General features: G+C 60.9%; 17 protein-coding genes. 7 read left to right on the top strand and 10 right to left on the bottom strand.

The features are described 5' to 3' along the window. Positions 1-53: 53 nt before the first annotated feature. A complete protein-coding gene (locus tag ROSERS_RS10280; protein ID WP_011956719.1) occupies positions 54-770 on the bottom strand; it encodes a class I SAM-dependent methyltransferase in 717 nt (238 codons plus the stop codon). Positions 771-883: 113 nt separating this feature from the next. Between ROSERS_RS10280 and ROSERS_RS10275 the strand changes: the two genes are divergently transcribed. Next, positions 884-1,852 carry a sodium-dependent bicarbonate transport family permease gene (locus ROSERS_RS10275; protein ID WP_011956718.1) on the top strand — a complete coding sequence of 323 codons (969 nt, stop codon included), beginning with the start codon at positions 884-886 and terminating at the stop codon, positions 1,850-1,852. A gap of 17 nt (positions 1,853-1,869) precedes the next feature. On the opposite strand, the gene ROSERS_RS10270 is transcribed toward ROSERS_RS10275, so the two are convergent. The 6 genes from ROSERS_RS10270 to aspS form a co-directional block, all read right to left on the bottom strand. Continuing rightward, complete coding sequence (locus tag ROSERS_RS10270; RefSeq protein WP_011956717.1) at positions 1,870-2,532, bottom strand: response regulator; 663 nt, start codon at positions 2,530-2,532, stop codon at positions 1,870-1,872. An 87-nt stretch (positions 2,533-2,619) separates the two neighbouring features. After that, positions 2,620-4,029, bottom strand: a complete 1,410-nt coding sequence (locus ROSERS_RS10265) for a sensor histidine kinase (RefSeq protein WP_011956716.1) — start codon at positions 4,027-4,029, stop codon at positions 2,620-2,622. Between the two features lie 154 nt (positions 4,030-4,183). Further along, complete coding sequence (locus ROSERS_RS10260) at positions 4,184-5,068, bottom strand: zinc metalloprotease HtpX (RefSeq protein ID WP_011956715.1); 885 nt, start codon at positions 5,066-5,068, stop codon at positions 4,184-4,186. A 227-nt stretch (positions 5,069-5,295) separates the two neighbouring features. Beyond that, complete coding sequence (locus tag ROSERS_RS10255; RefSeq protein WP_232282814.1) at positions 5,296-6,264, bottom strand: 16S rRNA methyltransferase; 969 nt, start codon at positions 6,262-6,264, stop codon at positions 5,296-5,298. Between the two features lie 140 nt (positions 6,265-6,404). Next, complete coding sequence (locus tag ROSERS_RS10250) at positions 6,405-6,971, bottom strand: cob(I)yrinic acid a,c-diamide adenosyltransferase (protein ID WP_011956713.1); 567 nt, start codon at positions 6,969-6,971, stop codon at positions 6,405-6,407. Between the two features lie 15 nt (positions 6,972-6,986). After that, complete coding sequence (aspS, locus tag ROSERS_RS10245) at positions 6,987-8,756, bottom strand: aspartate--tRNA ligase (protein ID WP_011956712.1); 1,770 nt, start codon at positions 8,754-8,756, stop codon at positions 6,987-6,989. A 98-nt stretch (positions 8,757-8,854) separates the two neighbouring features. On the opposite strand from aspS, the gene ROSERS_RS10240 reads away from it, so the two are divergent. Next, positions 8,855-9,607 (top strand): WecB/TagA/CpsF family glycosyltransferase, encoded by a 753-nt coding sequence (locus tag ROSERS_RS10240; protein WP_011956711.1) that lies wholly within the window; start codon positions 8,855-8,857, stop codon positions 9,605-9,607. Here the strand turns inward: ROSERS_RS10240 and ROSERS_RS10235 are convergent. Beyond that, positions 9,554-10,729, bottom strand: a complete 1,176-nt coding sequence (locus ROSERS_RS10235) for an AGE family epimerase/isomerase (RefSeq protein WP_011956710.1) — start codon at positions 10,727-10,729, stop codon at positions 9,554-9,556. The genes ROSERS_RS10240 and ROSERS_RS10235 overlap by 54 nt on opposite strands. 100 nt (positions 10,730-10,829) lie before the next feature. Then, entirely contained in the window at positions 10,830-11,252 is a 423-nt protein-coding gene (locus ROSERS_RS10230; RefSeq protein ID WP_041335127.1) for a CoA-binding protein, read from the bottom strand. Between the two features lie 155 nt (positions 11,253-11,407). Here ROSERS_RS10230 and ROSERS_RS10225 point away from each other — a divergent pair, with 155 nt between their 5' ends. The 3 genes from ROSERS_RS10225 to ROSERS_RS10215 are packed head-to-tail and all read left to right on the top strand — an operon-like array spanning position 11,408 to position 13,872. Continuing rightward, the gene (locus tag ROSERS_RS10225) at positions 11,408-11,977 is read left to right on the top strand and encodes a sodium/calcium exchanger membrane region (RefSeq protein WP_011956708.1); all 570 of its coding nucleotides are present in this window, start codon (positions 11,408-11,410) and stop codon (positions 11,975-11,977) included. 27 nt (positions 11,978-12,004) lie between these two features. Continuing rightward, on the top strand, positions 12,005-12,982 hold the full coding sequence (locus tag ROSERS_RS10220) for a LysR family transcriptional regulator (RefSeq protein WP_041333440.1): 978 nt from the start codon (positions 12,005-12,007) through the stop codon (positions 12,980-12,982). After that, a complete protein-coding gene (locus ROSERS_RS10215; RefSeq protein ID WP_011956706.1) occupies positions 12,979-13,872 on the top strand; it encodes a R2-like ligand-binding oxidase in 894 nt (297 codons plus the stop codon). Before ROSERS_RS10220 ends, ROSERS_RS10215 begins: the two co-directional genes overlap by 4 nt. A 187-nt stretch (positions 13,873-14,059) precedes the next feature. On the opposite strand, the gene ROSERS_RS10210 is transcribed toward ROSERS_RS10215, so the two are convergent. After that, on the bottom strand, positions 14,060-14,404 hold the full coding sequence (locus ROSERS_RS10210; protein WP_011956705.1) for a DUF5132 domain-containing protein: 345 nt from the start codon (positions 14,402-14,404) through the stop codon (positions 14,060-14,062). Between the two features lie 243 nt (positions 14,405-14,647). Here ROSERS_RS10210 and ROSERS_RS10205 point away from each other — a divergent pair, with 243 nt between their 5' ends. Both ROSERS_RS10205 and ROSERS_RS10200 read left to right on the top strand, forming a co-directional pair. Next, positions 14,648-15,709, top strand: a complete 1,062-nt coding sequence (locus ROSERS_RS10205) for a homoserine dehydrogenase (RefSeq protein ID WP_011956704.1) — start codon at positions 14,648-14,650, stop codon at positions 15,707-15,709. Positions 15,710-15,724: 15 nt separating this feature from the next. Then, a complete protein-coding gene (locus ROSERS_RS10200; protein WP_011956703.1) occupies positions 15,725-16,693 on the top strand; it encodes a threonine ammonia-lyase in 969 nt (322 codons plus the stop codon). The last annotated feature ends 1 nt before the right edge of the window (position 16,694 follow it).

The raw sequence follows: 16,694 nt of genomic DNA, 5'->3' as shown, positions 1-16,694 counted from the left end.
ACGTGTGGCGCGTGATCCACAGATCCTGAAGCGCAAAACCCGACGCCGGTCGTTCACCATCCGGTCGCAACCAGCATCAGCGGGAGCAGTTCCATATCGGCGTCAGCAACAAGCGCGTCATACTCGCGCAACCTGGCTGGCGTCAACTGCTGTCGCGCACTGTTCTGCGAGATCAACGGCAATACACGCCGCGACATCTCATCACCCGTTTCAATGACAAACGCTCCGGCGCGCACCTCCCGCCACCCTGCATCCCGGATCAGCGTGGCAAGATCGACAGCCGGTTCGGGGGTCGTCAGCAGCAGATCCACTCTTCTGCGCTCACGTTCTGCAAGCAATGCCTGGATCCAATCGCGTAGACGAACTGACCAGAACGTCCAGGCAGTGGTTGCCGTAACAACGACCAGCCATCCTCCGGGTCGCACGACGCGCCGCAGTTCGCGGAGCGCCGTGCGTTGATCATGCAGCATCCCCAGCGTCGCCAGGCATACTGCCGCGCCGCAGCACGCCGTGCGTAGCGGCAGCATATGCGCATCACCTGCGATTGCCCACATTCCGCCGCGCGCCGCCGCCGACAACGCTTCCCGGTCGCAATCAATGCCGACAAGAGATCCGGCAACGTTGAGCGTTGAGCGAAGGAGCGCCGTCTTGTGCCCGGCGCCGCACCCCACATCGAGGAGCGGACCTTCCGGCAACGGCAGAGCGCCGAGGATCATCTCCAAAACCGACGCCATCGGCGCATGAAGCGCTGCACTATTGTCGATATTCATCGTAAAACTGATATGTATACGCTATCGATATAATAGGCACTAAAGCCGTAGCCTTGTCGCCATGCACCCTGGGATGCGCTGGCGATGCAGGTTGTAGACATGAGGATGCCCTGATGGATTTCTTCGAACTGATACGCCTCAACCTTCTCTCACCAATGGCACTCGCATTTGTACTGGGAATCGTCGCCACTCTGGTACGAAGTGACCTTCACTTCCCGGATGCATTGTACACGGCATTATCGATCTATCTGTTGCTGGCGATCGGATTGAAGGGCGGCGCGGAACTTTCGGTGACGCCCCTGGCGCAGTTGTGGGCGCCGCTCCTGGCAGCTCTCCTGCTCGGCGTTGGCATTCCTATCTGGTGCTATGCCATCCTTCGTGCACTGGGCAGGTTCGGCGTCGCCGATGCCGCCGCGATTGCCGCACACTATGGCTCGGTGTCCGCCGTGACATTTGGCGCCAGCCTGACGTTTCTGGAAAGCGTTCGAATGCCGTATGAAGGATTCGCGCCAACGCTGGTCGCCGTCATGGAAATTCCCGGCATCATTGTCGCGCTGGTCATTGCACGTCTGCGTCTCGGTCAGGTTGGCTCGTGGCGCAGCGTATTGCACGAGGTGTTGGCTGGCAGGAGCATTCTGCTCCTGTTTGGCGGTCTGGTGATCGGTGCAGCCGCGGGCAAAGAAGGAGTCGCCCAGGTGGCGCCGCTGTTCGTGGACCCATTCAAGGGCGCATTGACCTTCTTCCTGCTCGAAATGGGCATGGTTGCTGCCCGCCAGTTCCGCGATGTTGCCAGAGCCGGGAAGTTTCTGATCGGCTTCGGTATTGTTATGCCTGTTCTGCATGGCATACTCGGCATCTGGCTCGGCAGTCTTGCGGGCCTGTCACCCGGCGGCAGCATGGTGCTGGGGGTGCTGGCTGCCAGTGCATCCTACATCGCTGCGCCAGCGGCAGTGCGCATCGCGTTGCCGCAAGCCAATCCAGGGTATTATTTGACTGCTTCGCTGGTGATCACTTTTCCATTCAACCTGACGCTTGGGTTACCACTCTATCTTGCGATCACCCGCGCAATCTTCGGCATCTAGCCCGGAACCGCTCCTGATCACTCCGCCTCCGGTTTCGGCGGAGCGATCAGGCCGCGCTGCACGGCAACCAGCGCCGCCTGCGTGCGATTGCTGACCCCAAGTTTCTGGAAGATCTCACTCAGGCGGTTGCCGACCGTCTTTTCCGAAAGAAACAGGCGCTGCGCGATGGTGCGGTTGTCGTAGCCAGCCGCCAGGAGGGTGAGAATGTCCCGTTCGCGCTCTGTCAACTGTTCGGCATCCTGATCAACACTCAGGCGACGAAACTCATCGAATACCTTCAACGTCACGGTTGGATCGAGCGCCGCCTCACCGCGATACACCCGCTCGATCACGTCGATCAGTTCGTCGGCGTCGGCATCTTTCAGCAGATAGGCGCGCGCACCGGCTTTGATGGCTTCGAACAGGTGCTGATCCTGACGATACATGGTCAGCATAATGATCTTGACCTCCGGGTGCGATTGGGCAAGTTGACGCGCCACGGCGACACCGTCGATCTCCGGCATCTGAATATCGAGCAGCACAATGTCGGGCTGAAGCGCTGCAACCTGCGCCAGCACCTCGCGTCCGGTGGACGCTTCGCCGACGATGACGAATCCTGCTTTGCGCTCCAGCAGTTCGCGCAACCCCTGACGAAACATGCGATGGTCGTCGGCGAGGAGAATACGAATTTCACTGCTCATATGCGTCCCCTATTTCGCTTGATTTGACGCGGCAACTCTGCCGTTCAGAGGAAAGCGCAGCCATGCTGCACTCCAGAATTCCAACCTTCAACCTTGAACCGCCTTCTCCCTGGCGCCCATCGGCAGGGGGATCCAGGCGCGCAACTCCGTCCCTGCGCCGGGACGCGAGAGGATCGTCAGTTGCCCGCGCAACGCTGCCAGACGTTCACGCATCTGGCGCAACCCTACATGCCCCGGCGCGTCAGGCAACGCACCCGGATCAAACCCCCGTCCATCGTCGCGCACCACAATTTGCAACCCTTCATCGACCCGTCCGATCATCACCTCGACGCGCGTTGCCGCCGCGTGTTTGGCGACATTGGTCAACGCTTCCTGGACGACACGGAATGCAACTGCTTCAATCTCCGGCGGAATGGTGGACGGCGTACCCGTCAGATCAACATCGATGTCCCAGTTATGTTGACCGGCAAACTCAACGATATAGCGCCGCAACCCGCCCACGAAGCCCAATTCGTCGAACTGCACCGGGCGCAGTGCAAAGATCGCCCGTCGTAATTCGCGGATCTGCTCACGCAGCGTGGTTTTCAGTTCCAGCAATTCGGCGCGTAAACGCTGCGGATCATGCTCGATCCAGTCCAGCCACAGATCGACGCGCATGCGCATAAACGCCAGGCTCTGCGCAATACCATCGTGAATATCACGTGCGATACGGGCGCGCTCTTCGGCGATTGCGCGTTCCAGCTGATAGATAGCGCGCTCCTCGCGTGAACGTCGCCGGGCGCTGGCGATTGCTTCGGCAACCTCGTTCGCAATGGTTTCCAGCAATGCCAGTTCATCGCTGGCAACGGGGAGTGAATCTTCAAGATGGAGTTCAATCCAACCCAGCAACGCCATACCGTCGTGGAGCGGCAACACCAGGCAGGCGCAGCCGGATCTTTCGATCATCTGCGGTTGACGGGCGGTCGCCACGCTATCGGCGATACCCAACGCTCTGCGTAAACGGGAGAGTTCCTCTCCCGGCATCCCCTGGGCGCGCGCCTCGACAAACCCGTTCGGGTTGAGCAGCACCACTGCCGTCGCCCGCGCCGGAACCAGACGCCGCGGGAACGTCATCGCCGCATCGAGAATGTCATCGAGGGTCGCCGAATCGACAATCCGCCGGTTGACTTCGCTGAGCAGCGCCAGCTGGCTGTAGGCGCGCTGCTGGTCGCGCAACGCCTGTTCCAGTCCGGTCTGGTACCGCTGCTCCTGGCGACTGACCCATGTCAGCGTCAACCAGACCGCCAGACCGCCAAGAAGCCCCCAGGCTGCTACATCGCCGAGGACGCGCGTGATCGGTGTGTCGGGTTCGAACCATAATGCCTCGAGCATCCGTCCGATGGCAAACGCCAGACCAATGGCGCCTCCGAGCAACCAGCGCAGGCGCAGCAGAACCTGCCAGTACATTTTTGGCGCTTCATCTGCACGCGGGGTCAGCTCTGAATCGATCACGTCCATCCCCGTCCTGCGCTTGTGTTCAGCCACGCTTTCCCCAGTGGTTCCCGGTTCTCAGTTCCTGGTTCCTGGTTCCTGGTTCTCTCATTGTAGCGTAAAACGAAAAACGCGGACGACCTGAATGCCGCCCGCGTCTGACCACTACATCGTCTCACCTCTACGCCGCCAGCGCGCCGCGACCACGTTCCTGACGCGCCATCGCGCGCAGTCGGGCAATGCGCTCTTCGGTGGGCGGATGGGTGCTGAACCAGCGCATCATCCCGCCAGCGCCGCTCAGCGGATTCACAATGTAGAGCGAAGCTGTCGCCGGGTTCATCTGCATAACCCCTCGCTGCGCCGCCCACTCAATCTTCTCCAGCGCGCTCGCCAGCGGCAACGGATCGCCCAGGATGCGGGCGCCGAGTTCGTCCGCCTGGAATTCGCGCGCCCGCGAGATGCCGAGCTGGATGAGCGTTGCCGCGATCGGTGCAACAATCACGAGCAGCAGTTCACCAATCGGGTTGCCGCCTTCGTCGTCATCACCGCCGCTAAACATGCTGAAGATCTGGCTCCACATCCACATATCGGCGATTGCCGCAATAGCGCCTGCGATTGTCGCCGTCACTGCTGAGATCAGCGTGTCGCGGTTCTTGATATGCGCCAGTTCGTGCGCAATAACCCCGGCAAGCTCCTCTTTCGTCAGCAGGCGGCTGATGCCGGTGGTTACCGCCACAACCCCTTTGCTGGGGCTACGACCGGTTGCGAACGCATTCGGCACATCTTCATCAATGATGTAGAGCCTGGGCATGGGCAACCCGGCGCGCGCACTCAACTGCTCGACCGTCTGGTAGAACCACGGCGCTTCCTCGCGGCTCACCTCGCGGGCGCCCGCCATGCGCAGCACAATGCTGTCGGAGAACCAGTACGCGCCCAGATTCATTACAGCCGCAAAAACAACCGCGATGATCAGTCCGAATGTTCCACCCAACGCATTGCCGATGACCAGAAACAACGCGGTCAGCGCTGCCATCAGCGCAAAAAGTTTGATAACGTTTTTTCCCATGCAACCCCTCCCACCGGTTACCGGATTGTGTCGTTCTTCACGCACCCCATGGTAGCGCACTGCATCAGAAGACGACAGGGTAGGAATACCCGCTCTCGAACAGGAACCTTCCCGCATTTTCCCGGAAGAACAATGTCGAGAAACCAGCATCAACAGAATATTATGTCAAATAAACCCCGGATCAGCATCATCACCCCCAGAGCGCCGCAGAGAGATGCCTGCTACGGTTAACAGGATGACGCCGATGACTTCCAGGGCAGTCTGCTATCCTTTCTGATCAAAAACGCGAGTTCGCCGGGGAAGACGAAACGCTGCACGTCCCACTGCCTGCCAGCGACGAGCGCCTCAAACTGGCGTTCGTAGGTTGCACCCATCCCCTTGCGTCGCCCGCCCAGGGTCTGCACCGGGTACGACACCAGCACGAATGGCGCATCGAGCGTTTCCACGAGACGCGCCGCAGCGCCACGCTCGATCTGATCCAGCACCGGCGCTATCTTCAACGCCAGCGCCAGATCAACCGGCGGACCGCCGGGATCGGTCGTCTGATCGCGCACCTCTGCGTTACCGGGAATGCCGATGAGCGCCATAAAGCGTCCGATGAACTCGATGAGGGCGCTATCGATGTCGCTGGCATAGTAGACGGCGTCATCGGCAAGCGGCATCCAGGGTATCGCCAGCGGGTTCAGCCCACAGCCAACATCCAGGACCGACCGGATGGGTGGAAGGGCGGCATATATGGTGGCGTAAAAATGGAGCAGGAACGGCAGTCGTTCGCGGGTCGACGCATGCTGCGCCATCAGGTACAGCGTAGCGCGCAGGAAGGAAGCATCGAGATGCGCCACGCGTGGGTTCGCCTGCGCCGCCTGGAGAAGCGTCTCGTCGGAAGGGGTCACCGGCGGGAGCGCAGTACCCCTCTGTAAAAGCGTCAACCAGCGCTCCACGTCGATCCGCTGTTCGACATACGCTCCGACAACCTGATGCAACCGGTTCTTCGTCGCCTTGATCGCCTCCCGGAGATTGCGACGAACGGCGAGTTCGCGCACTGCAAGGGTGCGCACCAGGGTTGGGGCGATGGAGCGGTACTTTGGCGCCGCCAGGATGGCATCGACGACAGCATCGATCTGACCGGCATCGCTCAGCGCCTTGCGTCCTGGCGGTGAATGTTCAGCATCTTCGGGCATTGCGAGTACGGGCACGGCATGCCGTGCCCCAACAGGCGGTGACGGTACAGGCACGGCATGCCCTGCCGCAACACGACCGGCGGTGACGGTACGGGCACGGCATGCCCTGCCGCAACAGGAGTACGGGCACGGCATGCCGTGCCCCAACTTGACGTTCAACCTCCCTCCGCCTTCCCGCGCATCCGAGGGCTTTCCCACGGCACATCGGGGACGCCAGCGTTCGCATTCGCAAACCGCGCAGCAACGAACAGCAGGTCTGAAAGGCGATTCAGATACACAGCGACCTGCGGATTGACCGGTTCGTTGTGGCTCAGCGCCACAACCCGCCGTTCGGCGCGGCGACAGATCGTGCGCGCCAGATGAAGGTAAGCGGCAGATAACGAACCACCCGGCAGAATGAACTGGCGCAATGGTTCCAATCGCGCCTCCAGTTCATCGATTGCCTGCTCCAACGCCTGCACCGCCTCCTGGTCGATACGTGGAATATTCGCCGCCTCCCCAGGCGTCGCCAGGTCGGCGCCGACGACGAAGAGATCGTTCTGAACCCGCGCCAGCAGCGCGTCGAGTTCTGCGCCGACGCCTGCCGCGCGCGCGACGCCGATTGCCGCATTGCACTCATCGACAGTGCCGTATGCCTGAACGCGGGGCGCATCCTTGGGGACGCGCAACCCGCCCCACAACCCGGTTTCGCCCTCGTCGCCCGTTCGCGTATAGATCTTCACTGCACCACTCCTCTCTCAGTCGAGCCGCAGCGCAATATGCAACTCGCGCAACTGACGCTCATCGACCGGTGATGGCGCATTGGTCATCAGATCGACCGCCTGCTGCGTCTTCGGGAATGCCATCACCTCGCGGATCGTGACTTCATCGGCAAGGATCATGCAAATGCGGTCGATGCCGGGGGCAATGCCGCCGTGCGGCGGTGCGCCGTACTCGAACGCTTCCAGCATATGCCCGAACTGACGCATTGCCGTTTCGCGGTCGATGCCGAGCAGGTCGAACAGGCGTTGCTGCACATCACGGCGATGGATACGGATCGATCCGCCGCCAGCTTCGTATCCGTTCAGGATCAGGTCATACGCTTTGGCGCGCACCCTGCCGGGGTCGGTGTCCATCAGGTGCAGGTCCTCATCCTTTGGCGCTGTGAATGGGTGATGCACTGCATCCCAGCGCTGCTCCTCCTCGTTCCACTCGACGAGCGGAAAATCGATCACCCAGGCCCACGCCAGCACATTCGGATCGGCAAGGTTAAGGCGTGCACCAAATTCGCGCCGCAGGCGATCCAGGGTTTGCGCCACAATCTTCGGCGGATCTGCAACGATCAGCAACAGATCGCCGGGTGCGCCTTCCATGCGGCGAATGATGGCAGCCATTTCATCGGGTGACACCTGCCTGCCAAAACTGGAGCGCACCTCGCCCCCTTCGCCTGGCACAACCGCCCACAGCAATCCTCTGGCGCCCGCCTGCTTCGCCAGTTCAACCACCTCGTCGATCTGTTTGCGCGAGTAACTCCCGGCGCCGGGAATGCGCAATCCCTTCACCTGCCCGCCGGTATCGAGCGCTGCGCGAAAGACGCCGAACGAACTGGCAGCCACCACATCGCTCACATCGACCAGTTCCAGACCGTAGCGCAGATCCGGCTTGTCCGACCCAAAACGCTCCATCGCCTCGGCGTATGTCAGGCGCGGGAAGGGCGTCACTAACCGCTTATGCGGTACAATTTCACGACACAACGCAGTGAACAGACGCTCAATGATATCGAGCACATCGCCCTGATCGACAAAACTCATCTCCATGTCGAGTTGCGTGAATTCGGGCTGCCGGTCGGCGCGCTGATCCTCATCGCGGAAGCAGCGCGCGATCTGGAAGTAGCGATCGAATCCGGCGACCATGAGCAGTTGCTTCAACTGCTGCGGCGACTGCGGCAACGCATAGAATTTGCCCGGATGCAATCGACTCGGCACCAGATAGTCGCGCGCACCCTCTGGCGTCGATTTGATCAGGATCGGCGTCTCGATCTCGACAAACCCCTCGCGGTCGAGGAAATCGCGGATGAACTTGACGATCCGATGGCGCAGCATGATATTCCGCTGCATCCGTTCGCGCCGGAGATCGAGATAGCGATATTTCAGGCGAAGCGTCTCCTCTTCACCACCTTCCTTATTGATGTAGAGCGGCGGCGTTTTTGCCGGGTTGAGCACCGTCGCCTCGGTTGCGTGGACTTCGATCATACCGGTGGCAATATCGGGATTGTACGCCTCCTCCGGGCGCTGCACCACCCTGCCGCGCACTTGAAGCACGTACTCCACGCGCGCATCGCTGGCGACAGCATGCGCCACCGGCGAATCAGCCGAGTCAAAGACAATCTGTGTGATACCATACCGGTCGCGCAGGTCAATAAAAATCAACGGACCGTGGTCGCGGCGGCGATGCACCCAACCAGCGAGCAGCACCTCCTGACCGATGTGTTCTGCACGCAACTCGCCGCAGGTGTGGCTGCGGTACATGATGGAACTCCTTTATAATCGCATATCGGGATATCGACGATCCTGTGCAATCGTAGAGATCGCCATTATAGCCGCACAAGAAAGGGCTGTCCAACACCATGCGCAAGCGTGTCGTCATTCTTGGCGTCGCTATCGATGATGTGCTGATGGATGAAGCCATTGCCGCAGTTGCCCGGTTCATTGACGAAGGCGGTCCACACCAGATCGTGACGGTCAATCCGGAGTTTGTGATGGAAGCGCGACGCAATCGCGCCTTTCGACGGGTGCTTGCCGCTGCCGACCTGGCAACACCCGACGGGTTTGGGATCATCCTGGCGGCGCGCTGGCGCGGGACGCCGTTGCGCGGGCGCGTGACCGGCATCGACCTGACCGAACGCATTGCTGCTGAGGCGGCGCGACGCGGTTGGTCGCTGTTCCTCCTCGGCGCGGCGCCAGGCGTCGCAGAGCGCGCTGCGGCAGCCCTGCAACGGGCGAATCCGGGTCTGCGCATCGCCGGATGCTACGCTGGCTCGCCGCGCCCGTCCGACGAACCGCTGATCCGCGAACGCATCCTTGCCGCCAGACCCGACGTGCTCCTGGTGGCATATGGGCACCCGGCGCAGGATCTGTGGATTGCACGCAATCAACCGCTCCTGCGTGTGCCGGTCGCCATCGGCGTCGGGGGAACCTTCGATGAACTGGCAGGCGTCGTGCCGCGTGCACCGGCGCTGATGCAACGCCTGGGGTTGAAATGGCTCTATCGCCTGATCGTGCAACCCTGGCGCTGGCGACGGATTATGACGGCGGCACCGCTCTTTCTATGGACGGTGCTGCGCGAGGGGCGCGCCTTCGATGCGCTGCACGCTGAATAGTAGCGCACGCGGCACATGGAAGAAACCCTTGTAATTGCCACCCTTGCTGCTCAGCACCGGTTCGCCGCGACGGTCGCAGTAACCGAACCACTCGCCATAGACCGGATCGACAAATGTGCGGAAGGCGTACTCATCCACCCGTTCCAGCCAGCGCAACCAGCGTTCCTCGCCGGTCGATGTGTACGCCAGCACCAGCGCATAGATCGCCTCGGTATGCGGCCACCAGAGTTTCATCGTCGACTCGAGTTGCAGCGTGGGTTTTCCTTCGATATCCATGAAGTAGTACAACCCGCCGTACTCACGGTCCCAACCATACTCCAGCGATCCTTCCAGCGCATCGAGCGCCAGTTGCCGGTGCTGCTCGTCAGGGACGAATTCCAGCATATGGAGCAGAAACCAGGCGACCTCAATCGCATGACCGGGGTTGAACAGGCGACCTTCGGGCCAGGCGCGCAGGTCGCGCCCATCGAGTGCGACATGCTCGACGAGAATGCGCCGCTGTGGATCATAGTGGCGGGTCACGCCATCCATCGCGTCGCGGATGACCTGGAGGTAGCGCGGATCATCAGAGACACGCGCCAGTTCGATCGCCATGCTCGCCAGCACCATCACATTCGCCAGATTGCTGATCGGCGGGTTGCCGATCAGCACCGGACGGTCGAGCAAGACCGGATTGCGGATCCACGCATCGATCTTCCAGAAGATCTCAACGGCTTCATCGAAACAACTGGCGTCACCGGTTGCGCGGGCATATTCGAGCAACCCCAACATGTAGAACACAGCGGCATACGGTTTGCGCTGATAGAAATACGGTTCCCCTTCGCGGGTCAGACTGAAATAGACGCGCCCCTGCGGATCGCGACCATAACGGCGCATGAACCGACAGATGAGCGTTGCCGCATCGAGAAACTCCTGACGCCGCTCGAACTCGTTGTAGAGCCGCGAAAACATCCAGACCGCCCGCCCCTGCATCCACATGTACTTCTTCGTGTCATAGACCGTCCCATCGCGATCAAGGCAGGTGAACTGTCCGCCGTACTCGCGATCCAGCGAATGGTTCAACCAGAACGAAATGACCGACTCCAGATTCGTGCGATAGCGCTCCGCATATGCTGCGAGCATGGTTTCTCTCCGTGGCTTGGTGTGCATCGCTTTTTGCACGGGTATGGTACACCATCCCGGCGCAGCATGGAATGCGGAGCATGAGCCATGTTCCAGACTTCTACCTGGGCATCAACCGTCGATACTCGACTGCCATGCACCGGTTCATCACCACTTTCAACCCGGCTGCCTCAGCGCGCGCTGCTGCTTCCTCGTTCACAATCGACAACTGCATCCACACCGCCCCCGCACCTGCCGCAATAGCGTCCTCAATGACCGGCATCACCGTTTCAGGGCGGCGAAAGATGTCCACAATATCGATCTTTTCCGGCACATCCCGCAACGTGGCGTATGGCTTCTCGCCAAGCACCTGAATATTCAGATTCACCAGACGCGGATTGACCGGAATGATCCGGTATCCCTGACGCTGCAAAAACTCGGCGACCATATACGAGTCGCGCTCAGGGTCATCACTGATGCCAACTACGGCAACAGTACGCGCAGCGGTGAGTAACTCACGAATCTCCTGATCACTGGTCAACACAAGAACCTCCTTCCCATAGCGACGCGGCGCCTCAACCGCGCTTTCCTGTTTATCGTATGTCGAAAAGAGCCAGCGTGCAACCGACACCTGCCACGCATGTGGTATGATGACTTACCCGACACTCATCTGCATTCGTCGCGGGGAGAGAAGTTCTGATGAACATTCTGCGTTACATGCTGATCTTCGTGCCCATTGCGTTTCTGGCAGAATGGTTCTTCCCCAACCCGCTGCTCGTCTTTGCCCTTTCCTGTATCGCCCTGATCCCGCTCGCCGGTCTGCTCGGCGAGGCGACCGAAGAACTCGCCATCCACGTCGGTCCGAAAGTCGGCGGGTTGCTGAACGCCACCCTGGGCAATGCCGCCGAACTGATCATCACGATCGTCGCGCTGCGCGAAGGAAAGATCGAACTGGTCAAAGCATCGATCACCGGCTCGATTCTGGGCAACCTGCTGCTTATCCTCGGTCTCAGCCTGCTGCTCGGCGGTCTGCGTCACGGCATTCAAACGTTTGATCGCAATCTGACCGGCGTCGCGGCGACGATGATGATGCTCTCGGTTGTTGGTATGATGATCCCAACGCTCTTTGAGTTACTTCGCGACGTGCAGAGCAGGAAGTCGGTCGATGGCGAGAGCAACTGGCTCGAAGGCGTGCAGTTGCTGGCCGTGTATCTGATCACCGGTCTCGGATTCTTTTTTGTGGTGACGCCGGGCGCCCATGGCGGCTGAGCAATTGTACTCAGGCAAATGAACGCTATGCTCAACACGATACATCTGCAAACATTTCTGGCAGTGGTCGAAACCGGAAGCTACAGCGCTGCGGCAGAACGTCTCCATCTGTCTCAACCGGCTGTAAGTAATCACATACGAGCACTCGAAGCGCAACTTGACCAGGTGCGCCTCTTTCGACGGGTCGGGCAGCAGATGCTGCCAACCCATGCTGGCGAAGAACTGGTTGCAGTCGCGCGCGAAATGCTGGAACTGGCAACGCGCGCAGAAGAGCACATCCGCAGCCTGCGTGGTCAGATTGGCGGTCGGGTGATGATCGGCTGCACACCCGCAGGCGCAGAAGCGCTGCTCTCGCGAATACTCAAAGCATTTCACGAGCGGCATCCGGCAGTGAGTCTTGCCGTCAGCGTCGCCCTGCCTGAGATCCTGCTCGACCGACTCGCCCGCCAGCACATTCACATCGCGCTGATCGAGGAAAAGCAGAGCCCCCGCAGCTGGATCGTGCAACTCCTCGGCAGTGAGCCGCTTGAACTGATTGCGCCGCGCACCCATGAGATCACGCACCGTGGGTTGATAACGCCAGACGCGCTCCGCCATTTTCCGCTGATCATGCCGCTCAACGGGAGTGCTGCGCGGCGCCTTATCGAAGAGCGGCTCCGCTCAGGCAAACCGGCGCGTACCGACATTAACATTGTCCTGGAGACCGACAGTGTTACTGCGGCGATCGAAGCGGTTCGCAACGGGCTCGGGATGGCGTTTGTCCCACGATCCTGTCTGACGCATCACTCTGATGTCAGCATCGTGCCGGTCGATGGGCTGAATCTTCAGCAGGAATGGTTTGCACTCCGCGCGCGTGAACAAACCACATCGCGCGCCGTGCAGGAGGCATTTGCCTTCCTGACCGGTCCGGATGTTCGCACCATTCTGCACCATGCTGGCATTCAATCGCCGCTGGAGACGAAAACACGGGACAAGATCGCAAAAACGGAAAGGAGACGTTCGTGATTCATACCGCATTTGTAACGACCAGTCGGGGCTTACGCCGCGATACGGTTCCGATGCGCCTGTTCGAGAAAGCCAAACGCCTGGGGGTCTGGAATCCCAGCGATATTGACTTCAGCCAGGATGTGCGCGACTGGCAAACGCTTACGGCAGACGAACGCGATCTGGTGCTGCGTCTGACATCGCTGTTTCAGGCGGGCGAGGAGGCGGTCACGCTCGATCTGCTGCCGCTCGTCGCCACAATTGCTGCCGAAGGACGCATCGAAGAAGAACTCTTCCTGACCAGTTTTCTGTGGGAGGAAGCCAAGCACACCGACTTCTTCAACCGTTTTCTGACCGAAGTCACCGGGGTGACGGGGGATCTGAGCCACTACCATACGTCGAATTACCGCGCACTCATCCACGAGGCGTTACCGGCTGCCATGGGGCGTCTGCGCGACGATCCGTCACCGGAGGCGCAGGCGATAGCATCGCTCACCTACAACATGATCGTCGAAGGAGTGCTGGCGGAGACCGGGTATCACGCCTATTTCACTATGCTCGAACGGCGCGACCTGATGCCGGGCACACGCAAGGGGATCGGTTTGCTGAAGCAGGACGAATCACGCCATATCGCCTATGGCGTCTATCTCCTGTCGCGCCTGATCAATGCCGAACCACGCCTGTGGGACGTCATTGTTGAGCGGATGAATGAACTGGTGGTGTACGCGATGGGGGTCATCGATGATGCCTTTGCCTGTTATGAGGTCGTTCCATTCGGGTTGAGCCACGACGATTTCATGCATTTTGCCATGGGGCAGTTCCAGCGACGCCTTGACCGGATCGAGCGCGCACGCGATCAGACGCTGGAGTCTATCGAGGAAGAAGCGCCCGATTCACCGTCGTCCTCGTAGGGACGCAGCGCCGCTGCGTCCCTGCGCCGCTGCGTCCCTGCGCCGCTGCGTCCCTGCGCCGCTGCGTCCCTGCGCCGCTGCGTCCCTGCGCCGGGTCACCGCAGCGCTGCGTCCCCACGCCGGGTCGCCGCAGCGCTGCGTTCCTACGTTCGCACGTCCCTGCGTCCCTCCTGGGTACACTCTGCAATTACGTCGCTGGTGCGTCCGTCACTTCCGGCGCCAGCGTTTGCGCCGGATTCGTCACTGCTGGAGCAGCGCCGTACACTTCTGCACGCGCCTCGGCAATCAGGTCGCCCCAACGTTCACCAGCCTCGCTGAATGCCACTTTCGTGCGCTCAGCCACCGCGCCCAGCGTCGCTTTCGTCCGGTCAGCGGCGATCATGCCGCCTTTGACAATCGCCTTCGTCACCGGGCGCAACGCTGGCACAACGACCGGCGCTGCAACAACAGCGGCAACACCGACCACAATGTTGGGAATGCCAAAAACGGTCTTCTCGAACAGAACTTCACCAACAGTCTCGAGCAGCGCCATTGCTCTCTCCTTTCTGGTTCAACGGTTGTTATGACCCTAAACAATAGCATATCCGACGCACAGTAACAGGAAGGGTATCGAAACATAGGGGAAAGAAATCTTTACGCTGGATCAGGGTTTCATTTGTCTGCTTCAGGTTGACATCTTCCCTTCCAGAACCTTCCTACCCGTACCCTGCAACGCGCAACACCCCTGCACCTGATCATGGTACAATGCGCTCACTATGGCAGAGGGACAGGTCATATGCGCACCTATCGCATCGTTCTCAGCGGTCTGGGTCATGTGGGCCGCAGTTTTCTCGCCATCATGCAATCGCAGGCGTCGCTTCTCGCCACGCGCTACGGTGTTGCGCTTCGCCTGGTTGCAGCCGCCGACTCGGGAGGCGCAGCAATTGACGATTCTGGGTTGGACCCGGCATCGATCCTGGCGCTCAAACAGCGACAGCAGAGCGTGGCAGCGCTCCCTCTCCACGGCATCCCTGGTATGACCCCCGTCGATGTCGTCCGCAGCATCGAGGCGGACATTCTGCTCGAAGCGACACCCGTCAACCTGAAGCACGGTCAACCGGGTCTTGACACAGTGCGCACGGCATTGCGACGCGGGATGCACACGGTGCTGGCAAACAAAGGACCGCTGGCGCTGGCGTATGCGGAGCTGGCTGCGCTCAGCGATATGGGCGAGGTCTCTGAGGAGCGCGGCGACCCGCGCGACTGGCCCGCACTGCGTTTCAGCGCATGCGTTGGCGGCGCACTACCAACCATCGCCATTGGACGACGCGATCTCGCCGGTGCGCGCATCCTGCGGGTCGAGGCAGTGCTGAACGGAACCACCCAGGGCATTCTCCGGGCGATGGAACAGGGCGTCTCTTACGCTGACGCACTGGCGGAGATGCAGCGGCGCGGTCTGGCAGAAACCGATCCGTCGCTCGATGTCGAGGGGTGGGATGCCGCCAGCAAACTGACCATCGTTGCCAACGCGGTGCTGCACCGCCCAACGACGCTCGCCGATGTAGCGGTGCGTGGTATCACCGGATTGACGACCGACGACCTGCGAGCGGCGCTCGAACGCGGCGAGCGGATCGTTCTGCTCTGCCTGGCGGAACGGCAGGCAGAGGATTTCCATCTCAGTGTCCAACCGACGCCGCTGCCCCTCTCCCATCCTCTGGCGCGTATGAGCGCCGACGAAATGGGGGTTGTCTACACGACCGACATTGCTGGCAGACAAACCGCCACGACGCTTGAAACCGATCCGACGCCAACCGCCGCAGCAATGCTGCGCGATATCCTCGACATTGCAGCGTGTTGATTCCGTGCGAAGTCTATGATGCACCCTCTTCCGTTTCAAAACATCGAAGCCGCTCGTGAACGCATTGCACCGTTTATCCGACGCACGCCACTCGTGCCGCTGCCCGCATTGCGCAGCGATTTCCATCCAAACCTGCGGCTCAAACTGGAAAATCTCCAGGTCTCTGGATCATTCAAAGCGCGTGGAGTGTTCAACCACCTGCTGCAACTCGATGAGGCGCAGCGGAAGCGCGGCGTGATCGCCGCTTCCGGCGGCAATCACGGGTTGGCGCTGGCATACGCTGCCTGGCGTCTGGGTATTCCTGCGACCGTGTACCTCCCGGCGCGCGCCTCCGCCGATCGGGAACAACGCATTGCCGCCTGGGGAGCGCGTATCTTCCGCTACGGCGACACGTGGGACGATGCCCATCAGCGCGCAATTGCACACGCGGCAGACGAGGGATTGTACTATGTCCACCCCTTCGACGACATCCGCACCCTGGAAGGACAGGGAACGCTCGGTCTCGAAATCCTCGCCGATGTTCCAGTCGTCGATCTCGCGCTGATCGCCGTCGGCGGCGGCGGGTTGATCGGGGGTGTGGCTGCCGCACTCAAGCAGGCCCGCCCCGGCATTCGTATTATCGGCGTCGAACCGACCGGCGCCCCAACCATGACCGTCAGCCTCAACGCCGGTCGGCTGGTGGAACTGCCCGCCGTCCACAGCATCGCCGACACCCTCTCACCACGCGCCCTCAGTGAACGCACCCTCGACCTGGCGCTGCGTTATGTCAATGAAGTCGCGCTGGTAACCGATGCGCAGATGGTCGAAGCCATGCGCTGGCTCTGGACGGAGTGCAATCAACTGGTCGAACCGGCTGGCGCCGCGGTGATTGCTGCGCTCCAGAGCGGCGCCGTAGACGTTGCGCGCTATGCAGCGCCGGTTGCCATCATCTGCGGCGGCAATGTCGATGCAGCGTGCGTTTTTGCGGGATACGCCACAGGGTAGG

Origin of the sequence: Roseiflexus sp. RS-1, assembly GCF_000016665.1 — a bacterium.
Classification (GTDB): domain Bacteria; phylum Chloroflexota; class Chloroflexia; order Chloroflexales; family Roseiflexaceae; genus Roseiflexus.
This window is presented reverse-complemented; position numbering and strand designations above follow the sequence as displayed.

Bases quoted from the DNA above. Each gene is read 5' to 3' on its own strand.
- ROSERS_RS10265 (WP_011956716.1), bottom strand. From the start codon at position 4,029: ATGGACGTGATCGATTCAGAGCTGACCCCGCGTGCAGATGAAGCGCCA.
- ROSERS_RS10275 (WP_011956718.1), top strand. From the start codon at position 884: ATGGATTTCTTCGAACTGATACGCCTCAACCTTCTCTCACCAATGGCA.
- ROSERS_RS10225 (WP_011956708.1), top strand. From the start codon at position 11,408: ATGAACATTCTGCGTTACATGCTGATCTTCGTGCCCATTGCGTTTCTG.
- ROSERS_RS10205 (WP_011956704.1), top strand. From the start codon at position 14,648: ATGCGCACCTATCGCATCGTTCTCAGCGGTCTGGGTCATGTGGGCCGC.
- ROSERS_RS10280 (WP_011956719.1), bottom strand. From the start codon at position 770: ATGAATATCGACAATAGTGCAGCGCTTCATGCGCCGATGGCGTCGGTT.
- aspS (WP_011956712.1), bottom strand. From the start codon at position 8,756: ATGTACCGCAGCCACACCTGCGGCGAGTTGCGTGCAGAACACATCGGT.
- ROSERS_RS10210 (WP_011956705.1), bottom strand. From the start codon at position 14,404: ATGGCGCTGCTCGAGACTGTTGGTGAAGTTCTGTTCGAGAAGACCGTT.
- ROSERS_RS10240 (WP_011956711.1), top strand. From the start codon at position 8,855: ATGCGCAAGCGTGTCGTCATTCTTGGCGTCGCTATCGATGATGTGCTG.
- ROSERS_RS10220 (WP_041333440.1), top strand. From the start codon at position 12,005: ATGCTCAACACGATACATCTGCAAACATTTCTGGCAGTGGTCGAAACC.
- ROSERS_RS10270 (WP_011956717.1), bottom strand. From the start codon at position 2,532: ATGAGCAGTGAAATTCGTATTCTCCTCGCCGACGACCATCGCATGTTT.
- ROSERS_RS10235 (WP_011956710.1), bottom strand. From the start codon at position 10,729: ATGCTCGCAGCATATGCGGAGCGCTATCGCACGAATCTGGAGTCGGTC.
- ROSERS_RS10200 (WP_011956703.1), top strand. From the start codon at position 15,725: ATGATGCACCCTCTTCCGTTTCAAAACATCGAAGCCGCTCGTGAACGC.
- ROSERS_RS10260 (WP_011956715.1), bottom strand. From the start codon at position 5,068: ATGGGAAAAAACGTTATCAAACTTTTTGCGCTGATGGCAGCGCTGACC.